Origin of the sequence: Pseudoalteromonas sp. S4492, assembly GCF_005886115.1 — a bacterium.
GTDB classification, from domain to species: Bacteria; Pseudomonadota; Gammaproteobacteria; order Enterobacterales; family Alteromonadaceae; genus Pseudoalteromonas; species Pseudoalteromonas gelatinilytica.
In genome coordinates this window covers 23,137-40,565 of record NZ_PNCP01000046.1, presented here as the reverse complement: position 1 = coordinate 40,565, position 17,429 = coordinate 23,137, and the positions used below count along the sequence as shown (strand labels likewise).

Below are 17,429 nucleotides of genomic sequence, written 5' to 3'. Positions count from 1 at the left end.
TTTTCTGAAGCTATAATAACTTACTCTGTGTCTGGTAAGTTACGACCGTAGAAGATCTCTTGCATCTCACGAGTTAGCTTAGAACGAATTTCTTCTTCTTCGTCTTCAGAAAGATCCGCGGTAGAAACACCGAATAAATAAGTATTCAAGTCAGTTTCTTTTAACATCATCTTCGTGTGGAACAAGTTCTCTTGATACACGTTCACGTCCATCATTTGGTACGCTTCTTTAGTATCTTCAGTCATGTAGTTCTGAATTGAGTTAATTGCATGGTCGATATAGTGCTTAACACCATCAACATCACGGGTGAAACCACGTACGCGATAGTCAATTGTTACAACATCAGACTCAAGGCTGTGAATTAAGAAGTTTAACGCTTTTAATGGCGAGATAATGCCACACGTTGATACTTCGATATCAGCACGGAATGTACAAATACCATCATCAGGGTGTGCTTCTGGGTATGTGTGAACACAGATGTGGCTCTTATCTAAGTGCGCTACAACTGTTTCAGGAAGAGGACCTGGCGCTTCATCAACGTCATACGTTGTTTGTTGCTCAATCGGCTCTTCTGAGATCAAGATTGTTACACTGGCACCTTGCGGATCATAATCTTGGCGAGAAACATTCAAGATGTTTGCACCAATAATATCCACAACTTCACCTAAAATATCGGTAAGGCGATCAGCACTATACTGTTCGTCGATATATTCAATATATTCTTTACGCTGTTGTTCAGTCTTTGCGTAACAAATATCGTAAATACTAAAGCTTAAGCTCTTAGTTAAGTTATTAAAGCCATGAAGCTTAATTTTATCGAAGGGTTTATTCATGCTAAACCAACCTTTAAACGAGTGAAACCTGCACCAGCAGAAATAAAAGTTCGCGGATTTTATACGAAATTTGTGCTCGGAAAAAGCGTTATTTTACCTGTTCTTGCACAACTTCATGACTATGCGTAATTTCTACTGTTTTATCAAGCATTAAGGCAACAGAACAATACTTTTCAGCTGACAGTTGAACAGCGCGAGCAAGGTGCTTTTCAGAGACATCGTTACCGGTAACCACAAAGTGTAGGTTAATCTTAGTAAACACGCGAGGCGCTGATTCTGCACGTTCAGCAGTTAGCTTAACTTGTACGTCAGAAAACGACTGCTTCGCTTTTTTCAAAATGCTAACAACATCAACAGATGAACAACAGCCTGCTGACATTAACACCATTTCCATTGGGCTTGGTGCTGCACTATCGCTACCTGCATCAAAAACTACATTGTGACCTGAATTTGAAAGGCCAATAAACGTATCACCTTCTACCCATTTTACATTCGCTTGCATGTGTTTTATCTCTTAAAGTTATTTTGCTTGATTGTAAGCAAGTCACACACAGATGCAAGGGATAAGAGGTGAGCTTTAGAGGAAAGCGAGTCACTTATTTTAAGCTACTCGCTGAAGACGAGAGATTGTGTGGTGCTTTATAAACTAGGCGTTTTCTACAACAGCACTGTCGAATAAGTTTTTCACCAATCCGGCAAACTCATCGATAAAAGCATGCTGTTCAACGGTTACAGTGTGATTCGTGACACTACTAAGAACTTCTTGTAGGTCGTAAACAATACCGTCGACTTCGCGGACTATTTGACTACGTTGTTCAGTATTAAGCTCTGTATGTTGCTCGCAAAGTAACATGACGTTTTCTGCTATCACGTCTTCAATCAGCTCTAACACTGTTGGAGCTCCTGGTTTAATTTGACCTGGCTTCTCAAAAAGCGCTAAATTTTGAGTGAGATACATGACAAGATCATCGTACCCTTGCCTATCTAAAACCATACGACTGCACACCTAATAAAAAACTATCTCTTTAGATTTAAGCAGAAAGCGCTTTTAATTGCTACCTTTGCTAGACATCTCATACAAAAAAAGCAGCCTAAGCTGCTTTTTGTAATGATTTACGATTATTAATCGATTTTTAAGCCTGGACTCAATGTCGCTGGCATCGCTACTTTTTCAAGCTCAACTGAAGCGACTGGGTATGCACAATAGTCAGCTGCATAGTAGGCACTTGCTCTGTGGTTACCTGATGCGCCAATACCACCAAATGGTGCAGCACTTGATGCACCCGTGATAGGACGGTTCCAGTTCACGATACCTGCGCGAATACGACGTAAGAAGTGATCGTAATCAGCGGCGCTGTCGCTTAATAAACCTGCTGACAAGCCAAAGCTTGTGTCATTTGCTTTATCAATAGCAGCATCAAAATCAGTAAAACGGAATACTTTAAGCAGTGGTCCAAAGTGCTCTTCATCTGGGAAGTTAGCAACGTTTGTACACTCTAAAACACCCGGTGTTACAAAGCCGGTATTTTCTTTGTGAGTTAGCTCAACAAGTACGTCTGCACCTAGCTCAACAAGTTGCTTTTGTGCAGCAACCATACCTGCAGCCGCTGTAGCAGAAATCATCGACCCCATGAAAGGTTGATCTTCTGCGTCGTAGTCGCCCACTTTAATTGCTTTAGTTGCTTTAATAAGACCCGCTAAGATGGCATCACCTTGCTCACCTTTTGGTAAAAACAACTTACGCGCACACGTACAACGTTGACCAGTAGAAATAAACGCTGATTGGATAATATCGTGGATAGCCGCTTTAGTATCAGCAACATCAGTAACGATTAACGGGTTATTACCGCCCATTTCCAACGCTAAAATTTTACCCGGTTGACCTGCAAACTGTTCATGTAAAATATGACCCGTACGAGAAGAACCCGTAAAGAATAAGCCGTCGATACCTTTGTGAGATGCAAGCGCTTTACCTGTTTCAACTTCACCTTGCACAAGGTTGATAACACCCGCAGGTAGACCAGCCTTTTGCCATAACTTTAACGTTAACTCAGCAACTGCTGGCGTTAGCTCAGACGGTTTAAATACCACGGTATTACCAGCTAAAAGTGCAGGTACAATGTGGCCGTTTGGTAAGTGACCAGGGAAGTTATACGGACCAAACACAGCGACAACGCCATGAGGCTTGTGACGGATCATCGCACGACCTTGTGGCATTGGGTTTTCAACATCACCTGTGCGTTCTAAAAATGCTTTTTCAGAGATAGCAATTTTACCCACCATCGCACCTGCTTCAGTGCGAGTTTCCCAAAGTGGTTTACCGGTTTCTTGTGCGATAGCAATCGCTAATTCTTCGCTGTGTTCTTTAAGCGTTTCTGCGAATGTTTTTACAATCGCTAAACGCTCTGCAAATGTTTTATCAGCCCAGCTGTAGAACGCTTCACGTGCAGCAGCAACGGCGCTGTCTACTTGCTCAGCGGTTGCTGTGTTTGCTTGCCAGATTACATCGTTATTTGCTGGATTTACAGATTGAAAATCATGCCCAAGGCCCGCTTGCCATTGACCATTAATAAATTGCGCTGCATGAGTCATTAATATGTCTCCTGAATTTTATAGTGTTGCAAGTGAAACTGAATCGCCAGCTTCTAGGTGAAGCGCCTTGGCAAGTTCACTTGAAATTGTGATGGTATCGGCATCACACGTAAGGCTCACTTCAGTCACGGTTGCTCTAAAATCAGCAAGCTTGTCGTTTGCTAACAATACCGTGGTGTCGCCTTGGCTTTCACCAATCTCAACTTTTACTGTTCTTGCGTTACGCACTGTGGCGATATTATCGACCTTAGCTTCAACAGTTGGACCCGCATCAAAAATGTCTACATAACCATTAAAAGTAAAACCTTCACTCTTTAATAGTTCAATCGCTGGGCGTGTATTGTCATGTACTTGACCAATCACAGCTTGCGCGTCTTTGCTTAGTAAGTTGACGTAAATTGGGTATTTAGGCATTAACTCAGCGATAAATACTTTCTGACCAATACCCGTTAAATAGTCTGCCGTCGGAAAGTCCATCGAGAAAAAGTGCTCTTCGAGCCATTGCCAGAATGGGCTTTCGCCATTTTCATCTGAAACACCACGCATTTCTGCAATCACTGTTTCAGCAAAACGCTCTTTATGTTGGTTAATGAACATAAAACGCGCTTTTGAAAGCAATTTACCGTTATTGTTTTTACGGTAGCCGTCTTTTAAGAATAAAGTGCACAGCTCAGTTGCACCTGTGTAATCATTACACAGCGTTAAAATATCAACGGCTTTATACACGTTTAGCGTACGAGATGAGTGAATCGCTTTGCTTAAATGATAATGATAAAAAGCATCATCTAAACCTACGGCAGCTTCAATACCTGAAGTCCCTACAACTTCTCCCGTTTCGCTATCTTCAAGAACAAACAAGTAACCTTCATCACCTGGCTGCTGCGCTGTTTTTGCGAATGAGCTGACAGAGTGATCGATTTTCTTTTGTAATAACTCTTCATTATTAGGCAAAGACGTAAAGCCATGTCCTGATTCATCAGCAATCTTTACTAAGGCTTGGTAATCGCTTTGCTGGATTGGGCGAAGGATCATCATAAGTCCGCTTGCTCCCTTATAAATAACGGTAAATTAAGAAATGAGGGCAAGCCTAGCTTGCCCTGAAATGACAGTTTCGCTTAGCCGTTTACGACTTTTGCAACTGCTTTTTCGAAACGAGCCATACCTTCGCGGATATCAGCTTCTGGAATAACAAGTGACGGTGTGAAACGAACAACATCAGCACCAGCAACTAAAGACATAACACCTTCTTCAGTACCGGCAACTAGGAATTCTTTTGCTCGACCTTTGAATTGCTCAGTCACCACTGCACCAATTAAAAGACCTTCACCACGGATTTCAGTGAATACATTGTACTTTTCGTTAATCGCAGTTAGTAACTCACGGAATAATGCTGACTTTTCTTTAACACCGTTAAGTACTTCTGGCGTATTTACTGTGTCGAATGCAGCTTCCGCTACTGCACACGCAAGTGGGTTACCGCCGTAAGTAGAACCATGAGTACCGACTTTTAAGTGCTTAGCAATATCAGTTGTCGTGATCATCGCACCGATTGGGAAACCGCCACCTAACGCTTTTGCCGTTGTTAAGATATCTGGAGTTACATTAAGACCTTGGTAAGCATAAAGCTCACCAGTACGACCAACACCTGTTTGCACTTCATCAAAGATAAGTAGTGCATTGTGTTTAGTACATAGCGCACGAACACCTTCAACAAACTCAGCAGTTGGAGAAATAATACCGCCTTCACCTTGCAGAGGCTCCATCATTACCGCACACGTATTGTCTGAGATAAGCGCTTCGAAAGCCGCTAAATCGTTGTAATCACAGTGCACGATATCACCTGGTTTTGGACCAAAACCATCAGAGTATGCAGCTTGACCGCCTACTGTTACAGTGAAGAATGTACGGCCGTGGAAGCCTTTATTGAATGAGATTATTTGTGACTTTTGCTCACCGTAATTATCCAGTGCAAAACGACGTGCTAGCTTAAGTGCCGCTTCGTTTGCTTCTGCACCTGAGTTTGCAAAATATACTTTCTCTGCAAACGTTGCATCAGTTAGCTTTTTAGCTAAACGAAGTGCTGGCTCATTCGTCATTACATTTGATAAGTGCCAAATTTTTTCGCCTTGCTCTTTTAATGCACTTACAAGAGCCGGGTGACAATGGCCAAGACAGTTAACAGCAATACCACCAGCAAAATCGATAAATTCGCGACCTTCTTGGTCCCATACGCGAGAGCCTTCGCCTCGAACTGGAATAACACTTGATGGTGCATAGTTAGGAACCATTACTTGATCAAATAATTCGCGATTGACTGTCATTTTATATCCTCATAATTGTAAGCACACACAGAGTAAGGTGGCGCTCTAAAGCTAAACTAAGCCATTTTACTTAGCCGATTGAGCTTAGCGCAAAATCACCAAAATTACTCTTTGGTTCAATTTTCATTCATCCATTATTTCAGAAAATTTTCGTCATGTCTCTTAGAAAACTTTCATGTAGCCCTTGAAAATAAAGGGCTTGAGATATTTTTTCATGGATAGTGAATAACTATTTGAAGGTTGTTTTTCACTCAAAATAGAACAAAAAGGCGTGCCGCTAGTGAGCCAAGCAGAGGCTAAAGAGAAAAAATTTGTTGCTGCGGATTGATAAACAGTGAATGAATAGTCGCAAAAAAATTAACAATTTTTTTAATTAATTTGGATATGAAAGCGATCAAAATTGCATTTTGCTAGCTGATCAAGCTCTTCTTTGCTGAAATCGAAGTGCGCAAACCAACGCTCAGTTTCGTCACTTTCGACCAGTTGATGCTCACTTAAACTTAAATACTGGGCATAACAACGGGCTTTTAAAATCACCTTGGTAAGTGGCAAATACTCATCGTTTTTAGCCAGTGGCGTCGTTAACTGCTGCATGACCGCATTAAATGGTAAATACCTAAAGGCCATTTTCTCAATTACGGTCGCTGTTACCTTCATCGACTGCTTGTTTAGCAAGGTGCTTAAAAACAAAGGGTCAGGTTTTAGTTCTAATAAAGCTGTGTGCAAGTCTTTCTTTTGCTCATCACGGGCTTTTGTTACTTGGCGTTGCCAAACTAACTCGAAAATACGAAGATATATGCGAACTAGCGCTATTTTACCCACATCGAGTAGCATACCTAAGGTAAACGCGTGCACCTCATTTACACCATTAAGCTTCGCAATCTCTTGAGCTGCGATAGCACATGCCATTGAATTATCACGAAGTCGACGTTTTAACAGCGGGAATGGTTCTGTACTGTGCGGCATCCAATGGCGTACCGCAAAGGTTGGCACCACAAATTTTAAGTTATCTAAACCAATATAGCGCAGCGCTAAAAGAGGATTATCAACTTTAACTGAGGTGTGTTTATTTCGCTGTTGACGGTAAAAAGGTAAATTCACAAACGCGACAAGCTCACGGCCTAACCAACTTAAGTCTTTAACTAAGGGCTCGAGTCGACCCACTGAGGCTGAACGCACAGCTAAAATATCTAAAATAGCAGGGACGCTATCTTGGATACCGATTGTTTCGTGAATCACGGCATCAATGTCTTCAAGCTGCTTATGCATGGCAGCTTCAATTACTTGGTGCAATTGCTTACTCGCTTGGGCGCGATACTTATGATGAGCAGTGCTGCTCTTTTGACGTTTTTTCTCGGCAGCAACTTCTACTTCTAATAGAGTACGCTGCTCCATTGACTCGCCATAATCAATTTCGAGGGTATGAATATAGCCAATTTGACGCTGTGCAAAACTGTGGCCAAGCAAAAGATCGTGCGCGCGCTCATTAAGCACCATCGCAGTCCTTTGTTGTCGGTTTTCTTCGGTCATTTGCACAGGCGTATTGTCGGTCATATTTGTTAATTCACTAGCCTAAGATTAGAAGCGAGTTAAAAAGTTAGCAAGTAATTCAAGCCCTTGTTGGGTCAAAATAGCTTCTGGATGAAACTGCACCCCTTCCAGTGCTAAATCATTATGCATGATACCCATAATTTCATCAAAATCAGAATTTTGTTCTGTCCATGCGGTAATAGTAAATTCATCGGGTAAACTTTGTTTATCAACCACAAGAGAGTGGTAACGACACACAGTCAGCGGGTTTGCCAAACCTTTAAACACACCTTGATTGGTATGTTTAACTAATGAAGTTTTACCATGCATCACTTGCTTTGCACGGATCACATCAGCACCGAGTGCCTGTGCAATGGTTTGGTGACCTAAGCAAATACCAAGAATAGGTAACTGGCCTTTTAATTGTTCAACCACTTGCAAAGAAATGCCTGCTTCGTTTGGTGAACATGGCCCAGGTGAAAGTACGATGTGCTCTGGGTTAAGTTGTTTAATCTCTGCGATACTGATCTCATCGTTTCGTTTAACTAATACATCTTGATCCAAGCGCTGAAAATACTGCACTAGGTTGTATGTAAACGAATCATAATTGTCGATCATTAACAGCATTGCGTGTAACCCAAAATTACTCAGTCAAAATAATGAAGGCGCATTTTACCCCAAGCACACATAAATGTCGGCAAAAAATGGGTTATTCCTCAGCGATTAAATGTGCTGTGAGGTCAGCCCTTTCTTGCTCATCAAGTTTTTGCGAGCATTTATTTGCAAAGTCGTAACGTACTAGTACAGTTTTACCAACGGCACAGCAGTTATCTTGCTGCCAAGCCTCTTGGCGCAGTACAAATGAACTAGAGCCGATGTGCTCAACACTGGTTTTCACTGTGACATCGTGACCATAAAACAACTCACCGACAAAGCTTACTTCAACTTTAGCAATGATCAGTTTCCACTCATAAGGGTTTAAATCGGGCGTAAAAAACCTGAAAATAGGCGCTCGGGCGGCTTCAAACCATACAGGGAGTACGGTATTGTTGATGTGCCCTAGCACATCTGTTTCGCTAAAGCGTGGTGTGATAGTTTCAGTAAACATAGTAACCCTATAAAAAATATAAACTAAAGGTAGCTCATGACGGACTTTATTCGCGTATACGAAAACGCCCTCAGCAAAGAATTTTGCGACAACTTTATCACGGTATTTGAACAAAGCCCGCATTTAAAACAAGGCATTACCTCAGGCGGAGTGGATCTAGCGAAAAAAGACAGCCGCGATTTATACCTTAATAATCATCCTGAATACGCTGAGCAACTTAAACACGTTCAACAAACGACTGCGGGTTACATCTTCAAGTACCTTGAAGAGCATATTTTTATGATGATTGGTGCCTTTGGTTTAAAAGTTTACCATCCGCAAACAGGCAAACCTGTTGACCTAACACAAGATAACTTTGAAGAAGTCGGCAAACCACAATTGCCGTTGCTCGTGCAGCAAATTTTCCGCATGGGTCCTATTCAAGCACAGAAATACGATATCAATAAAGGTGGCTACCCTTATTGGCATAGCGAGGTATACCCGCAAGCTGGCCACAACGAAGCTCTGCATCGCGTGCTGTTATTTATGTTCTATTTAAATGATGTAGAAGAAGGTGGTGAAACTGAGTTTTACTATCAACAACGAAAAATATCACCTAAACAAGGCACTATGGTCGTAGCGCCAGGCTACTTTACTCACACGCACCGTGGTAATAAGCCAATTTCAAATGATAAGTATATTTTAACCTCGTGGGTCTTATTCAACCGCGCGGAACAAATTTATGGCCAACCGCAATCCTAATGCTAAGCGGTAATAAGCTAAGCTAAAGCTATTAGTAGAAGGAGTGCAACGTTTGATGTTGCGCTTTTTTATGGCAATAAAAAAGCAGCCCACTCAGGCTGCTTAAAACTTATAGCTTAACTAAAACTAACAACTCAGATTTAACCTGCCAGTAATTGATCAAATAAATCAAAAACCTTATCAAGCTCTTCAATCGTGTTGTAGTGCATGCAACCAATGCGTACTACGCCGCCGGTTTCTAATACACCGAGCTGCTTACATAAGCCTTGAGCGTAGAAATTACCATCCCACACGCAAATATGTTGCTTACCTAAAAACTCAGACACAATACGTGGCTCAATGCCTTCAAATGTGAGGGCAAAAGTCGGTGTACGCTCAGTTAAACGATCTAAATCATCAATACCGAATAACTTTATACGCGGATAATTAGCTAAACGCGTTAAGAAATGCTTACTTAATGCCATTTCATGTTGTTTAGTAATAGCAAATGCAGCCGCAAGTTTTTCTCGGCGTGAATGGCTTTCGTCAAGTTCACTAATTGCAGCAATGTAATCAACAGCTGCAATTAAGCCAGCCAGCGCTTCAAAACTTTGCGTACCCGTTTCCCAGCGACCTGGCGCAACATCTTTTGCCGGCTCAACTTTGTATGGTGTGAAACCTTCAAGGTGTTCACGTTTACCATAAACAATACCAAGGTGAGGACCAAAGAACTTGTATGCAGAGCACGCTAAAAAGTCACAATCAAGCGCTTGTACATCAACCAGCTCATGAGGTGCGTAATGAACGGCATCAACATAAACTAACGCACCAGCCGCATGAGCAAGCTCAACAATGCGTTTAATATCATTAATTGAACCCGTCGTGTTCGACGCATACGTCACTGCAACAAGCTTTGTTTTGCTTGATAAAAGGCTTTCAAAATGTGCCATATCTAAGCTGCAATCAGCTTCGTTGATAAGAGCCGTTTTTACTGTCGCGCCTTTATCTTCAGCAGCTTGCTGCCAAGATGATACGTTTGAGAAGTGATCTGCATTGGTAACGATGATTTCATCATCATTAGTCCAATCACGCGAGATAGCGCGGCTAAAGCTGAACGTTAAGCTTGTCATGTTTGCACCAAACACGATTTGCTCTTTAGATGGGGCATTTAATAAATCAGCTGCAGCTTGGCGAGCATTTGCCATTAACTCGACTGTTTTGTCACTTGAGAAAAATGCACCACCTAAGTTTGAATTGTAGTAACCCAAGTAAGCAGTCATAGCGCTTAAGACTGACTGTGGCACTTGAGAGCCACCCGGGCCATCAAGGAAAATAGGTGACTGTCCTGCAACTTGTTGCATAAGTGCAGGGAATTGGCGACGTAATTGCGTTAAGTTCATGAGTTACCCTTAAGCAGTGAGTACGAAGCAATCAAGGTAACCTTCTTTGCTTGCGTCTACTTTATTCATTGGCGTTGCGTTGTGCCATACTTCACGGTCATTAATCAGTGCGAACATGCCGTCTTTAATTTCCATCTTGAAACATGGTTCAGCTTGTTGGTGTTCGTAAACAAGTAGCTCACCACCTTCTAGGTTTTCGTGTGATACACCACATACACATACGTGATCAAAACCATCTTGGTGAACACCTTCTGGCGCAGCAGGTGTGTCGCTGTCGATCGCAAGCATTCTAAATTGATGAATTTCTATATCGCGATCATCGCTAATACCTGTCATATCGCGGAACTGATTAACGATTTGCTTCATGCCATCCGTCGCTAATAAGCTATCTTCAAGGTTCTCATACGTGCGCTCTACATTACCCTGAAAGGTATTGATTGAGTCATCTTGCACGAATGCTTTTGTTGGTTGTAGTTTTAATTCACCATCAACAACTTTAATGACTGAATAACGACGCTTACGAAATTCACCATCTGCGTATGGATTAGCAGGTAGGTTAGCAAACGAAGGCTTTACTGCATCAATATGCGCTTGGCTTACAAAACGAAGTTGTAAAAGGTTCTGGTTGTTTAATGTAGTCATTTCGATCTCGCCTTATTACGTTGAGAATATTGGCGAGGATTTTAATTCAATTAGCGGGGAATTTTTGCGTTTTTATGTAAACCAGCAAAGCATAATGCATAATTTTAAGATCGTTACACTTGGCTTTTAGAATATTTAATCTAAAAAATAAAAACAGCCACAAATGTGGCTGTTTTAGATTGCACAATTTACTACACGTTTAATTGCTCATAGAAAGGGAAACTTGATCTTGTGACTGACAACTATTACCTGCTAAATACTTACAGAAAACGAGTTCGGTACGATTGTTACTGATAAGCTCAAGCAGCGTGTCTTGGCCATTTTCAATAAATGACAATTTACCATCAACCAATTGAACACCCGTGATACTTTGATCTCCAATCGTCAGTGAGTAATCGTAAGACTGACTATCTTCATTATAATCCTGCTCACTTAATGACCATGTTGTGCCATCGCTCTCATATAAAGTGAAGCTATATAAGTTGTAGTCGTAGAATTTATCAACTGCTGTTGAACTAGCATAATCATGTACATATAGATTGGCAGAGAATTTTTCTAGCACCCCAGTGCCATTATCATCGAACGCCACAGTACGCTCGACAAAATATCGGGCTCCATCAATAGCAATTAGCTTGTAAACAAACTCACCATAAAGGAAACATGTATCTAAGCTAGTATCACAGAAGTCAGTTGTTTCCCAACCTCCAGAGCTAGTATCTACATAAAGCCTTCTAATATAGCGGTTATTAACAAAGCTTCCCTGAAATGAACTTGTACTAAAGGTAAAGAAGATTTCACCATCGTCATAAATTTGGATTTCACTCCAATGCGAATCAATTTCATGGCCCTCTCTAAATCGATGACGACCAGAAAAATTACCTGTATTAATGGCTACTTCATTGCGTTTAACAAACATGCCTGCATCTACATAATCCCCCTCACTATCATTACCCTGGTCTAAGAATTGGTAACCAACGTTGATATTTTTAATGAAGTAGAGAGTATCTGTTGAATTATCACTGTTGTGATTAAGTACTAAGTTGCTATCAATGATCTGCCAACTAAACGTATCTTGCTCATCATTCAAAATATCTATGTAAGAGCCCGTTCCGTCAGCATTGATCTGCATATTTAATAGCACTCCTCCTTGTTCTGCGCTTACTGCCCATTGCCCTACGACATCATCACTAGCAACAGCAATTTCATCGCCATCAGCAAAAGCATAAACATTGGAACTTTCAGAGCTGGTATTCACTAAAACGTCATTCTCGTAATAGCTATATTCAACTGTTAGCCAATGCCAATTAAGCCCTTTTTCTGCCATTGGCATTAACTCAGCGTAACTGATCTCAGTTCGATACTGAACCTCAGTCATACCATCAGGGAAAGAGATATATTCTTCTACAACGATACTATCGATAGGTGATAACTCAATGTGATCATCAACTTCATACCAGTTGATATTTGAACTACCGTTGAGAGTTACAGCGCCAGTGTTATCCGCATTTAGTAATAAGCCCAAGGCTGGTGCATTATATAAATCACTGTTATTTAAAATATACTCGCCAGAAGCTAATAATGCAGGTTTAAACGTTGCGGTAATATCGCAATCAGCACCTGTGGTATAGACAAGATAATAGCCTCCTTCAATATATCCTTCGCATCCTGTAATTTCGTCAATAACATACCCTTCATCAGGGCTAATTACGAAAGATGCATATTGGTACCAATACGAAGTTTGACTGGTAGGTGAGAGGTTACCGTTCTGAGATGGATTCACAGTTAAGGTTACTTTAGGGCGCTTAGGTAAGTAACTAATTTGCGTATCAACTGAACAACTACTTCCTTGTTGGTATCGGCAAATAGTAACAGCATTTTCATCCGCAGAAACCAGTTCAACAAACCACGTATTACCATCAACTTGATAGCTTAATACGCCATCATTGAACGTTGCTATATGCTCAACACCATCAAAACTGACAACATACTCTACTTCACCTAAGTCATTATATTGCATGTAAATCGCATCTGAAGAGCTATCATCTTTATAAAATAAAATAGAACCCTCTAATAGCTCTTCAGTAAAGGCTGAGTATGACAAGTCTTTACTGTATTCATAAATGAATACCGATTTAACTTCATCATATGCCTCACCAGCCATAGTGTAATAAGTTAGCGTTCTGATAATGTAATAGGTGCTACCAACAATGTTAATGAATTCATGTTGCATTTCACTTTCAAGGTAACAGTCATCAGCAAAGCCATCACAGCTTGAAACAAGACCATATGTTTCTGAATAAAAGCGTTTTCTAGAGAAATTGCCATCTTCAATATGACCTTGGAAACTTGAATAACCTAAACCAATAGCAACACTACCATCAGGGTAAATATTCAAATCATAAGATTGAGAAGTACCAACAAAACCATGCCAACGACCAATAATATCCTCATCGGTTGTTGTTACATTCGCTTTTTTAATCATTAAGCCTGTTAATGTATTACTTGGCTCATCAAAACTAGTGTCTAATGCTACAACTTGATAGCCCGCAGAGAGGGCTTTCGTGAACCAAAACTCAATTAGCCCAGTTTCACCATTTTCATCATAACTAATAGATAACTTAGTATCATTGAGTACCCAACTAAATACCTCACTACTTTCACCCGTTACATCTCCTGTACCATCGGCATAAAAGCGTAAAGTTTCAGGTTCATCATCAGATGACGCAGAATCGTAATCATTGTCTCTGAGGTCTAAAATCCATGTGTTTTCTGTTAACTCAGCAGTGTTTAGTGCTATTGTTTTAGTTTTATCAATCAGGTTTGTTGTATAGGTTCGAGTACTTGAAGGCTCCACAACGGGTTCACTACCATTTTGGTAGTCCAATGTTCGCAGTGTGGTTTGAGTTACTTCAATCGTTCTGAAAACCTCGTTTTCTGCTAAAACTTGAAAACTAATATCTGTTAATTTTGTTTGCGCAATATAAGATTCATTGCCATCGTTATATTCATCAGTGTAAGTCACTACACTATTTGCCAATGCTAAAGTATACACTCCTGATTCTTTACTCATTGTCAGTGTTGAGCTTGTATTTGCATTAAGTTCACCCGTACCGTCACTTGCCAGGACAAGGTGATATGCATCATTGTTATAATAACGAGGTGAGTTAACGATAAAATCACCAACAATAGGCTCATCGCTATCAGAAACTAAGTTTTCATCTTTTTTAATTTCTTCTTTCGTCTCTTCAATGAGATCAGGATCTTTCTCATTTACTTCATCTTCAAAACTCTTAGCGGTATCTTCGTCACTGACAAGATCGAGTGTATTTTCTACGCCTTCAGGAAGAACATAGTTAGCATTATCCACGATGATTTTGATAAGAGTTGCCAATAGGATTTTTTCATCAGCATCAACATTTAGTAACGCTGCGTTTAGCTCTTCGACAGATTGAGGTTCTTCATTATTACGCGTTAAAAGCGCATACTCTGCGGTCGTCACATTCGTGATGTTGACGCCAAAGTTGTCTTCACTATCAAGCGTATTATCCTCACCAGCCTGTTCCAATAACGCTTGAATTGAGCTTAACTGTGAAACGAAAACAACCCCAGGATTGGTGCTATCAAGACCTTTTGCTTTAACCAGCACAAGCTTTTCACTTGCAGATTCGTCCACAACAAGCTCTATTGTATAGCGCCCGGTTGGATCTGCATTGACCGAAAAGACATCACTACCGACATTAATCTCTAACTCTGCATTAGCAATTGGTTGATCCGTTACTATCCCGGTAATTGTCACTGTTGATACATTTCGTTTAAATATAACGCTATGCTTTGCTGAAGCTGTTGCCCCATCGTTATCTGTTACAGTGACAGTGAAGTTAACAGTTGTATCAGCATCTATATCAGGTGTTTGAAAAGTAGCTTCTGCGCTTGTTAAGCCACCGCTTTGTGCAAAATCAAAACTAGCATCAGATGTCCAACTATAAGAAGCAATGCTACCGTCGCTATCACCAGCTACGGCGCTTAATTTAAATGAGGTTTGCTCTGTGCCCTCTGAGTCAGCACTAATAGAAACTGTTGGACTTTGATTAACGGGGTCTACAGGATCTGGTTTAGTTCCAGAGTCACTACTTCCACCTCCCCCGCATCCAACTAAAAATAAGGTACCAAAAACCGCGGCTAACAGCCGCTTTTGAATTAACATATCTATACTCCATTACATTCGCTTATAGCAGGGAAACTCTTAGCTATTTAAACGCTAAATCCCTTAACGTTGATAAAAAGCCACAGCGAACTGTGGCTCTTGGTTTACTCAATTAATTGCTTTTCTTACTTGCTGAAGCTGCTCTTGGAATGGCAGGCCTCTAAGGTCGCCTAAGCCTGCTGCCATAGTCAGTGCATAAATTTCACTTTCTAGACTCAGCATGTGTGCTTCAACGGTGTCTTTATCAATAGCCGCTTTTTGCTCCAAGTACTCAGCATAGAGGCTATCAATACGATCTATTTGCAGTGACAATAATGCTGCTTGTTGTTTAATTTGCTCGTACTCACGATAGTTCGCTTTGCTGTATGCTTCGCCTTGTTCTAATTGCTTGCGAACGTCCTGATAAACAGTCGGAAAAATATCGACTTTTTTGGAATTAGCTAGTGCATAAATTTTTTCGATATACTGAGAAAAATAAAACTGCACAACGGCGTCTTTTTCTAAATCAATGAGTTGTCCTAATAGCTTAGGTACATATTCAGCAACTTGTTGCTCTTGTCCATCGATGAGCATTTCCTTTAATTGCTGATGTTGCTTATCTAGCTCTCGATAACGCTTCTCATAAGAGGTTTCCGCATCCAATTGATCTAAAATTGCAAACTCATCTCTTATTGGCTGTAAAACAGAAGTGATCCTTTGCTTAGCAAGCTGCGCTTCAGCAACCAACGAAATGACTTCCTGACTTTGAGACATGATTTCATCTGAAACTGTATCCGATGAAAATAGTGACGCGCTTTTTAGCGCATATTCAGGAGCTAACCGTAGTTCATTAAATTCAGGTTCTAGCACCGCCCATACTTTGCGAGCCTTAGTTACACGCTCCTCATCAAATTGCGCTAGGTTATCTGCATCTATTTGATTATAAGCACTAAGGGCTTCTTGGAAGACACTTTGGGCTTTATCAAATGCTGCACGTATTTGCTCAGGTGTTGCTTCTTCGCCGGTAATACTACTAGCTAGAGAACCTAAATCTTGCTGTACAGAATCAATAGTTTTACATCCAGATAAAGCACAAATGAATAACGAGCTAACAATGACTAACTTGTTCATTAATAGCTCCACTGTAAACCAACGGCAAATGACACATTACTATATTCAACTTCAGGCACGCGCAGACGTTGACCATTTTCAAGATTCTTGGTCACAATATCGCGAGACTTGTATTGCGCATCAATACCGCCCATTAACGCAATATGCGACATTATTTGATAACGCAGTCCCACTCTCCCCAACACTCCCCAGCCATTAAAGCTGTCGGTAAGCGTGGTTGTTTCAAATTGGGTGTTTTGAATTTCTGAGTACATTGGCGTACTCAGCTCAGCTTCGGCATACCAACTGTATTTATTAAAACTGTCTTTCAAACGGCTATCGTAACGAGCACCTAAAGTAAGCAAGATACCCATTTGATCTTCTGACACAGAGACCACAGGTCGAAGCTGAGAATTGTAGTCTTGTTGGTCACCTATATTGTTTGCATTGTTCATACCCGGCAAGGTAAAACGTGCTGGGTTATCGGGATCCGCTGAGATAGCAATAAGTGCCTCATCAAATGCCGCTGCACCAGGCTGCACAAAGGCAAAATTTGAACGTGTAAAACTCGACGTAAAAAACTTGGTACCTAGGGTGAATTGTATCGCTTTTGAAAAGTTATATGCGCCTTTAAAACCAATCTCATTCGCTTTCGTTTTAAATGCATTTTCTTGAATATCGCCAAACTCAGCCAAGTGCCAAGTTTCAGTTTCAATTTCAGTCGAAATTGTTGCTGCGCTTTCAATATAAAAGCCCCATATATCATCAATCCCTGTATATGATTTCTGTCGTATTGCGGGGTTAGTAACATCAATTGATTGACTCAGCTTTCCAAATCCCGCTACATCATTGAGTGTTTCACTGTAGCTAATCGTTTCAAAACCGAGTCGAACTTCGCTAAAAGAGGGGTTAACAGCAAGAGCCGAACCGCTGAGAGGGAGTAAAAGAAGAAGTGCTTTCATTGTTCAATTCCTTGATTTGCAAAATCTA

Annotated in this window: 15 protein-coding genes; 1 reads left to right on the top strand and 14 read right to left on the bottom strand. The window is 40.9% G+C overall.

What is annotated here, in order from left to right; all coding sequences use genetic code 11:
• Window positions 1-20: 20 nt before the first annotated feature.
• From speD to CWC28_RS15765, 9 genes are all read right to left on the bottom strand, one after another.
• The gene (speD, locus tag CWC28_RS15805) at window positions 21-833 is read right to left on the bottom strand and encodes an adenosylmethionine decarboxylase (RefSeq protein WP_063701590.1); all 813 of its coding nucleotides are present in this window, start codon (window positions 831-833) and stop codon (window positions 21-23) included.
• A gap of 88 nt (window positions 834-921) precedes the next feature.
• Window positions 922-1,335 carry an OsmC family protein gene (locus CWC28_RS15800; protein ID WP_063701588.1) on the bottom strand — a complete coding sequence of 138 codons (414 nt, stop codon included), beginning with the start codon at window positions 1,333-1,335 and terminating at the stop codon, window positions 922-924.
• A gap of 144 nt (window positions 1,336-1,479) precedes the next feature.
• Window positions 1,480-1,827 (bottom strand): DUF3802 family protein, encoded by a 348-nt coding sequence (locus tag CWC28_RS15795; protein ID WP_063701586.1) that lies wholly within the window; start codon window positions 1,825-1,827, stop codon window positions 1,480-1,482.
• A 128-nt stretch (window positions 1,828-1,955) separates the two neighbouring features.
• Window positions 1,956-3,425: a succinylglutamate-semialdehyde dehydrogenase gene (gene astD, locus CWC28_RS15790; protein WP_138625404.1), complete on the bottom strand. Its 1,470-nt coding sequence runs from the start codon at window positions 3,423-3,425 to the stop codon at window positions 1,956-1,958.
• 18 nt (window positions 3,426-3,443) lie between these two features.
• Window positions 3,444-4,460: an arginine N-succinyltransferase gene (gene astA / locus CWC28_RS15785; RefSeq protein ID WP_105175072.1), complete on the bottom strand. Its 1,017-nt coding sequence runs from the start codon at window positions 4,458-4,460 to the stop codon at window positions 3,444-3,446.
• Window positions 4,461-4,540: 80 nt separating this feature from the next.
• Entirely contained in the window at window positions 4,541-5,746 is a 1,206-nt protein-coding gene (locus tag CWC28_RS15780; RefSeq protein WP_119852647.1) for an aspartate aminotransferase family protein, read from the bottom strand.
• 369 nt (window positions 5,747-6,115) lie between these two features.
• The gene (locus CWC28_RS15775) at window positions 6,116-7,276 is read right to left on the bottom strand and encodes an HDOD domain-containing protein (RefSeq protein WP_138625416.1); all 1,161 of its coding nucleotides are present in this window, start codon (window positions 7,274-7,276) and stop codon (window positions 6,116-6,118) included.
• Window positions 7,277-7,324: 48 nt separating this feature from the next.
• On the bottom strand, window positions 7,325-7,903 hold the full coding sequence (locus CWC28_RS15770) for an anthranilate synthase component II (RefSeq protein WP_105175073.1): 579 nt from the start codon (window positions 7,901-7,903) through the stop codon (window positions 7,325-7,327).
• Between the two features lie 82 nt (window positions 7,904-7,985).
• A complete protein-coding gene (locus tag CWC28_RS15765) occupies window positions 7,986-8,384 on the bottom strand; it encodes an acyl-CoA thioesterase (RefSeq protein WP_063701575.1) in 399 nt (132 codons plus the stop codon).
• A gap of 36 nt (window positions 8,385-8,420) precedes the next feature.
• Here CWC28_RS15765 and CWC28_RS15760 point away from each other — a divergent pair, with 36 nt between their 5' ends.
• Window positions 8,421-9,125, top strand: coding sequence for a 2OG-Fe(II) oxygenase (locus CWC28_RS15760; protein WP_119852649.1), 705 nt, complete (start codon window positions 8,421-8,423; stop codon window positions 9,123-9,125).
• Between the two features lie 140 nt (window positions 9,126-9,265).
• Here CWC28_RS15760 and CWC28_RS15755 read toward each other — a convergent pair whose 3' ends face one another.
• The 5 genes from CWC28_RS15755 to CWC28_RS15735 form a co-directional block, all read right to left on the bottom strand.
• Entirely contained in the window at window positions 9,266-10,504 is a 1,239-nt protein-coding gene (locus tag CWC28_RS15755) for a cysteine desulfurase-like protein (RefSeq protein ID WP_138625403.1), read from the bottom strand.
• A 9-nt stretch (window positions 10,505-10,513) separates the two neighbouring features.
• The gene (locus tag CWC28_RS15750) at window positions 10,514-11,146 is read right to left on the bottom strand and encodes a 2OG-Fe dioxygenase family protein (RefSeq protein WP_063701569.1); all 633 of its coding nucleotides are present in this window, start codon (window positions 11,144-11,146) and stop codon (window positions 10,514-10,516) included.
• A 199-nt stretch (window positions 11,147-11,345) separates the two neighbouring features.
• Complete coding sequence (locus CWC28_RS15745; protein ID WP_138625402.1) at window positions 11,346-15,350, bottom strand: PKD domain-containing protein; 4,005 nt, start codon at window positions 15,348-15,350, stop codon at window positions 11,346-11,348.
• A gap of 108 nt (window positions 15,351-15,458) precedes the next feature.
• Entirely contained in the window at window positions 15,459-16,460 is a 1,002-nt protein-coding gene (locus CWC28_RS15740; RefSeq protein WP_138625401.1) for a hypothetical protein, read from the bottom strand.
• Window positions 16,460-17,401, bottom strand: coding sequence for an autotransporter outer membrane beta-barrel domain-containing protein (locus CWC28_RS15735; RefSeq protein WP_138625400.1), 942 nt, complete (start codon window positions 17,399-17,401; stop codon window positions 16,460-16,462). Before CWC28_RS15735 ends, CWC28_RS15740 begins: the two co-directional genes overlap by 1 nt.
• Window positions 17,402-17,429: the final 28 nt, after the last annotated feature.

What these genes read in the sequence shown, in the direction of transcription:
- astD (WP_138625404.1), bottom strand. Translation starts at nt 3,425, where the DNA reads ATGACTCATGCAGCGCAATTTATTAATGGTCAATGGCAAGCGGGCCTT.
- CWC28_RS15775 (WP_138625416.1), bottom strand. Translation starts at nt 7,276, where the DNA reads ATGACCGAAGAAAACCGACAACAAAGGACTGCGATGGTGCTTAATGAG.
- speD (WP_063701590.1), bottom strand. Translation starts at nt 833, where the DNA reads ATGAATAAACCCTTCGATAAAATTAAGCTTCATGGCTTTAATAACTTA.
- CWC28_RS15745 (WP_138625402.1), bottom strand. Translation starts at nt 15,350, where the DNA reads ATGTTAATTCAAAAGCGGCTGTTAGCCGCGGTTTTTGGTACCTTATTT.
- CWC28_RS15735 (WP_138625400.1), bottom strand. Translation starts at nt 17,401, where the DNA reads ATGAAAGCACTTCTTCTTTTACTCCCTCTCAGCGGTTCGGCTCTTGCT.
- CWC28_RS15765 (WP_063701575.1), bottom strand. Translation starts at nt 8,384, where the DNA reads ATGTTTACTGAAACTATCACACCACGCTTTAGCGAAACAGATGTGCTA.
- CWC28_RS15760 (WP_119852649.1), top strand. Translation starts at nt 8,421, where the DNA reads ATGACGGACTTTATTCGCGTATACGAAAACGCCCTCAGCAAAGAATTT.
- CWC28_RS15750 (WP_063701569.1), bottom strand. Translation starts at nt 11,146, where the DNA reads ATGACTACATTAAACAACCAGAACCTTTTACAACTTCGTTTTGTAAGC.
- CWC28_RS15800 (WP_063701588.1), bottom strand. Translation starts at nt 1,335, where the DNA reads ATGCAAGCGAATGTAAAATGGGTAGAAGGTGATACGTTTATTGGCCTT.
- CWC28_RS15755 (WP_138625403.1), bottom strand. Translation starts at nt 10,504, where the DNA reads ATGAACTTAACGCAATTACGTCGCCAATTCCCTGCACTTATGCAACAA.
- CWC28_RS15795 (WP_063701586.1), bottom strand. Translation starts at nt 1,827, where the DNA reads ATGGTTTTAGATAGGCAAGGGTACGATGATCTTGTCATGTATCTCACT.
- astA (WP_105175072.1), bottom strand. Translation starts at nt 4,460, where the DNA reads ATGATGATCCTTCGCCCAATCCAGCAAAGCGATTACCAAGCCTTAGTA.
- CWC28_RS15780 (WP_119852647.1), bottom strand. Translation starts at nt 5,746, where the DNA reads ATGACAGTCAATCGCGAATTATTTGATCAAGTAATGGTTCCTAACTAT.
- CWC28_RS15740 (WP_138625401.1), bottom strand. Translation starts at nt 16,460, where the DNA reads ATGAACAAGTTAGTCATTGTTAGCTCGTTATTCATTTGTGCTTTATCT.
- CWC28_RS15770 (WP_105175073.1), bottom strand. Translation starts at nt 7,903, where the DNA reads ATGCTGTTAATGATCGACAATTATGATTCGTTTACATACAACCTAGTG.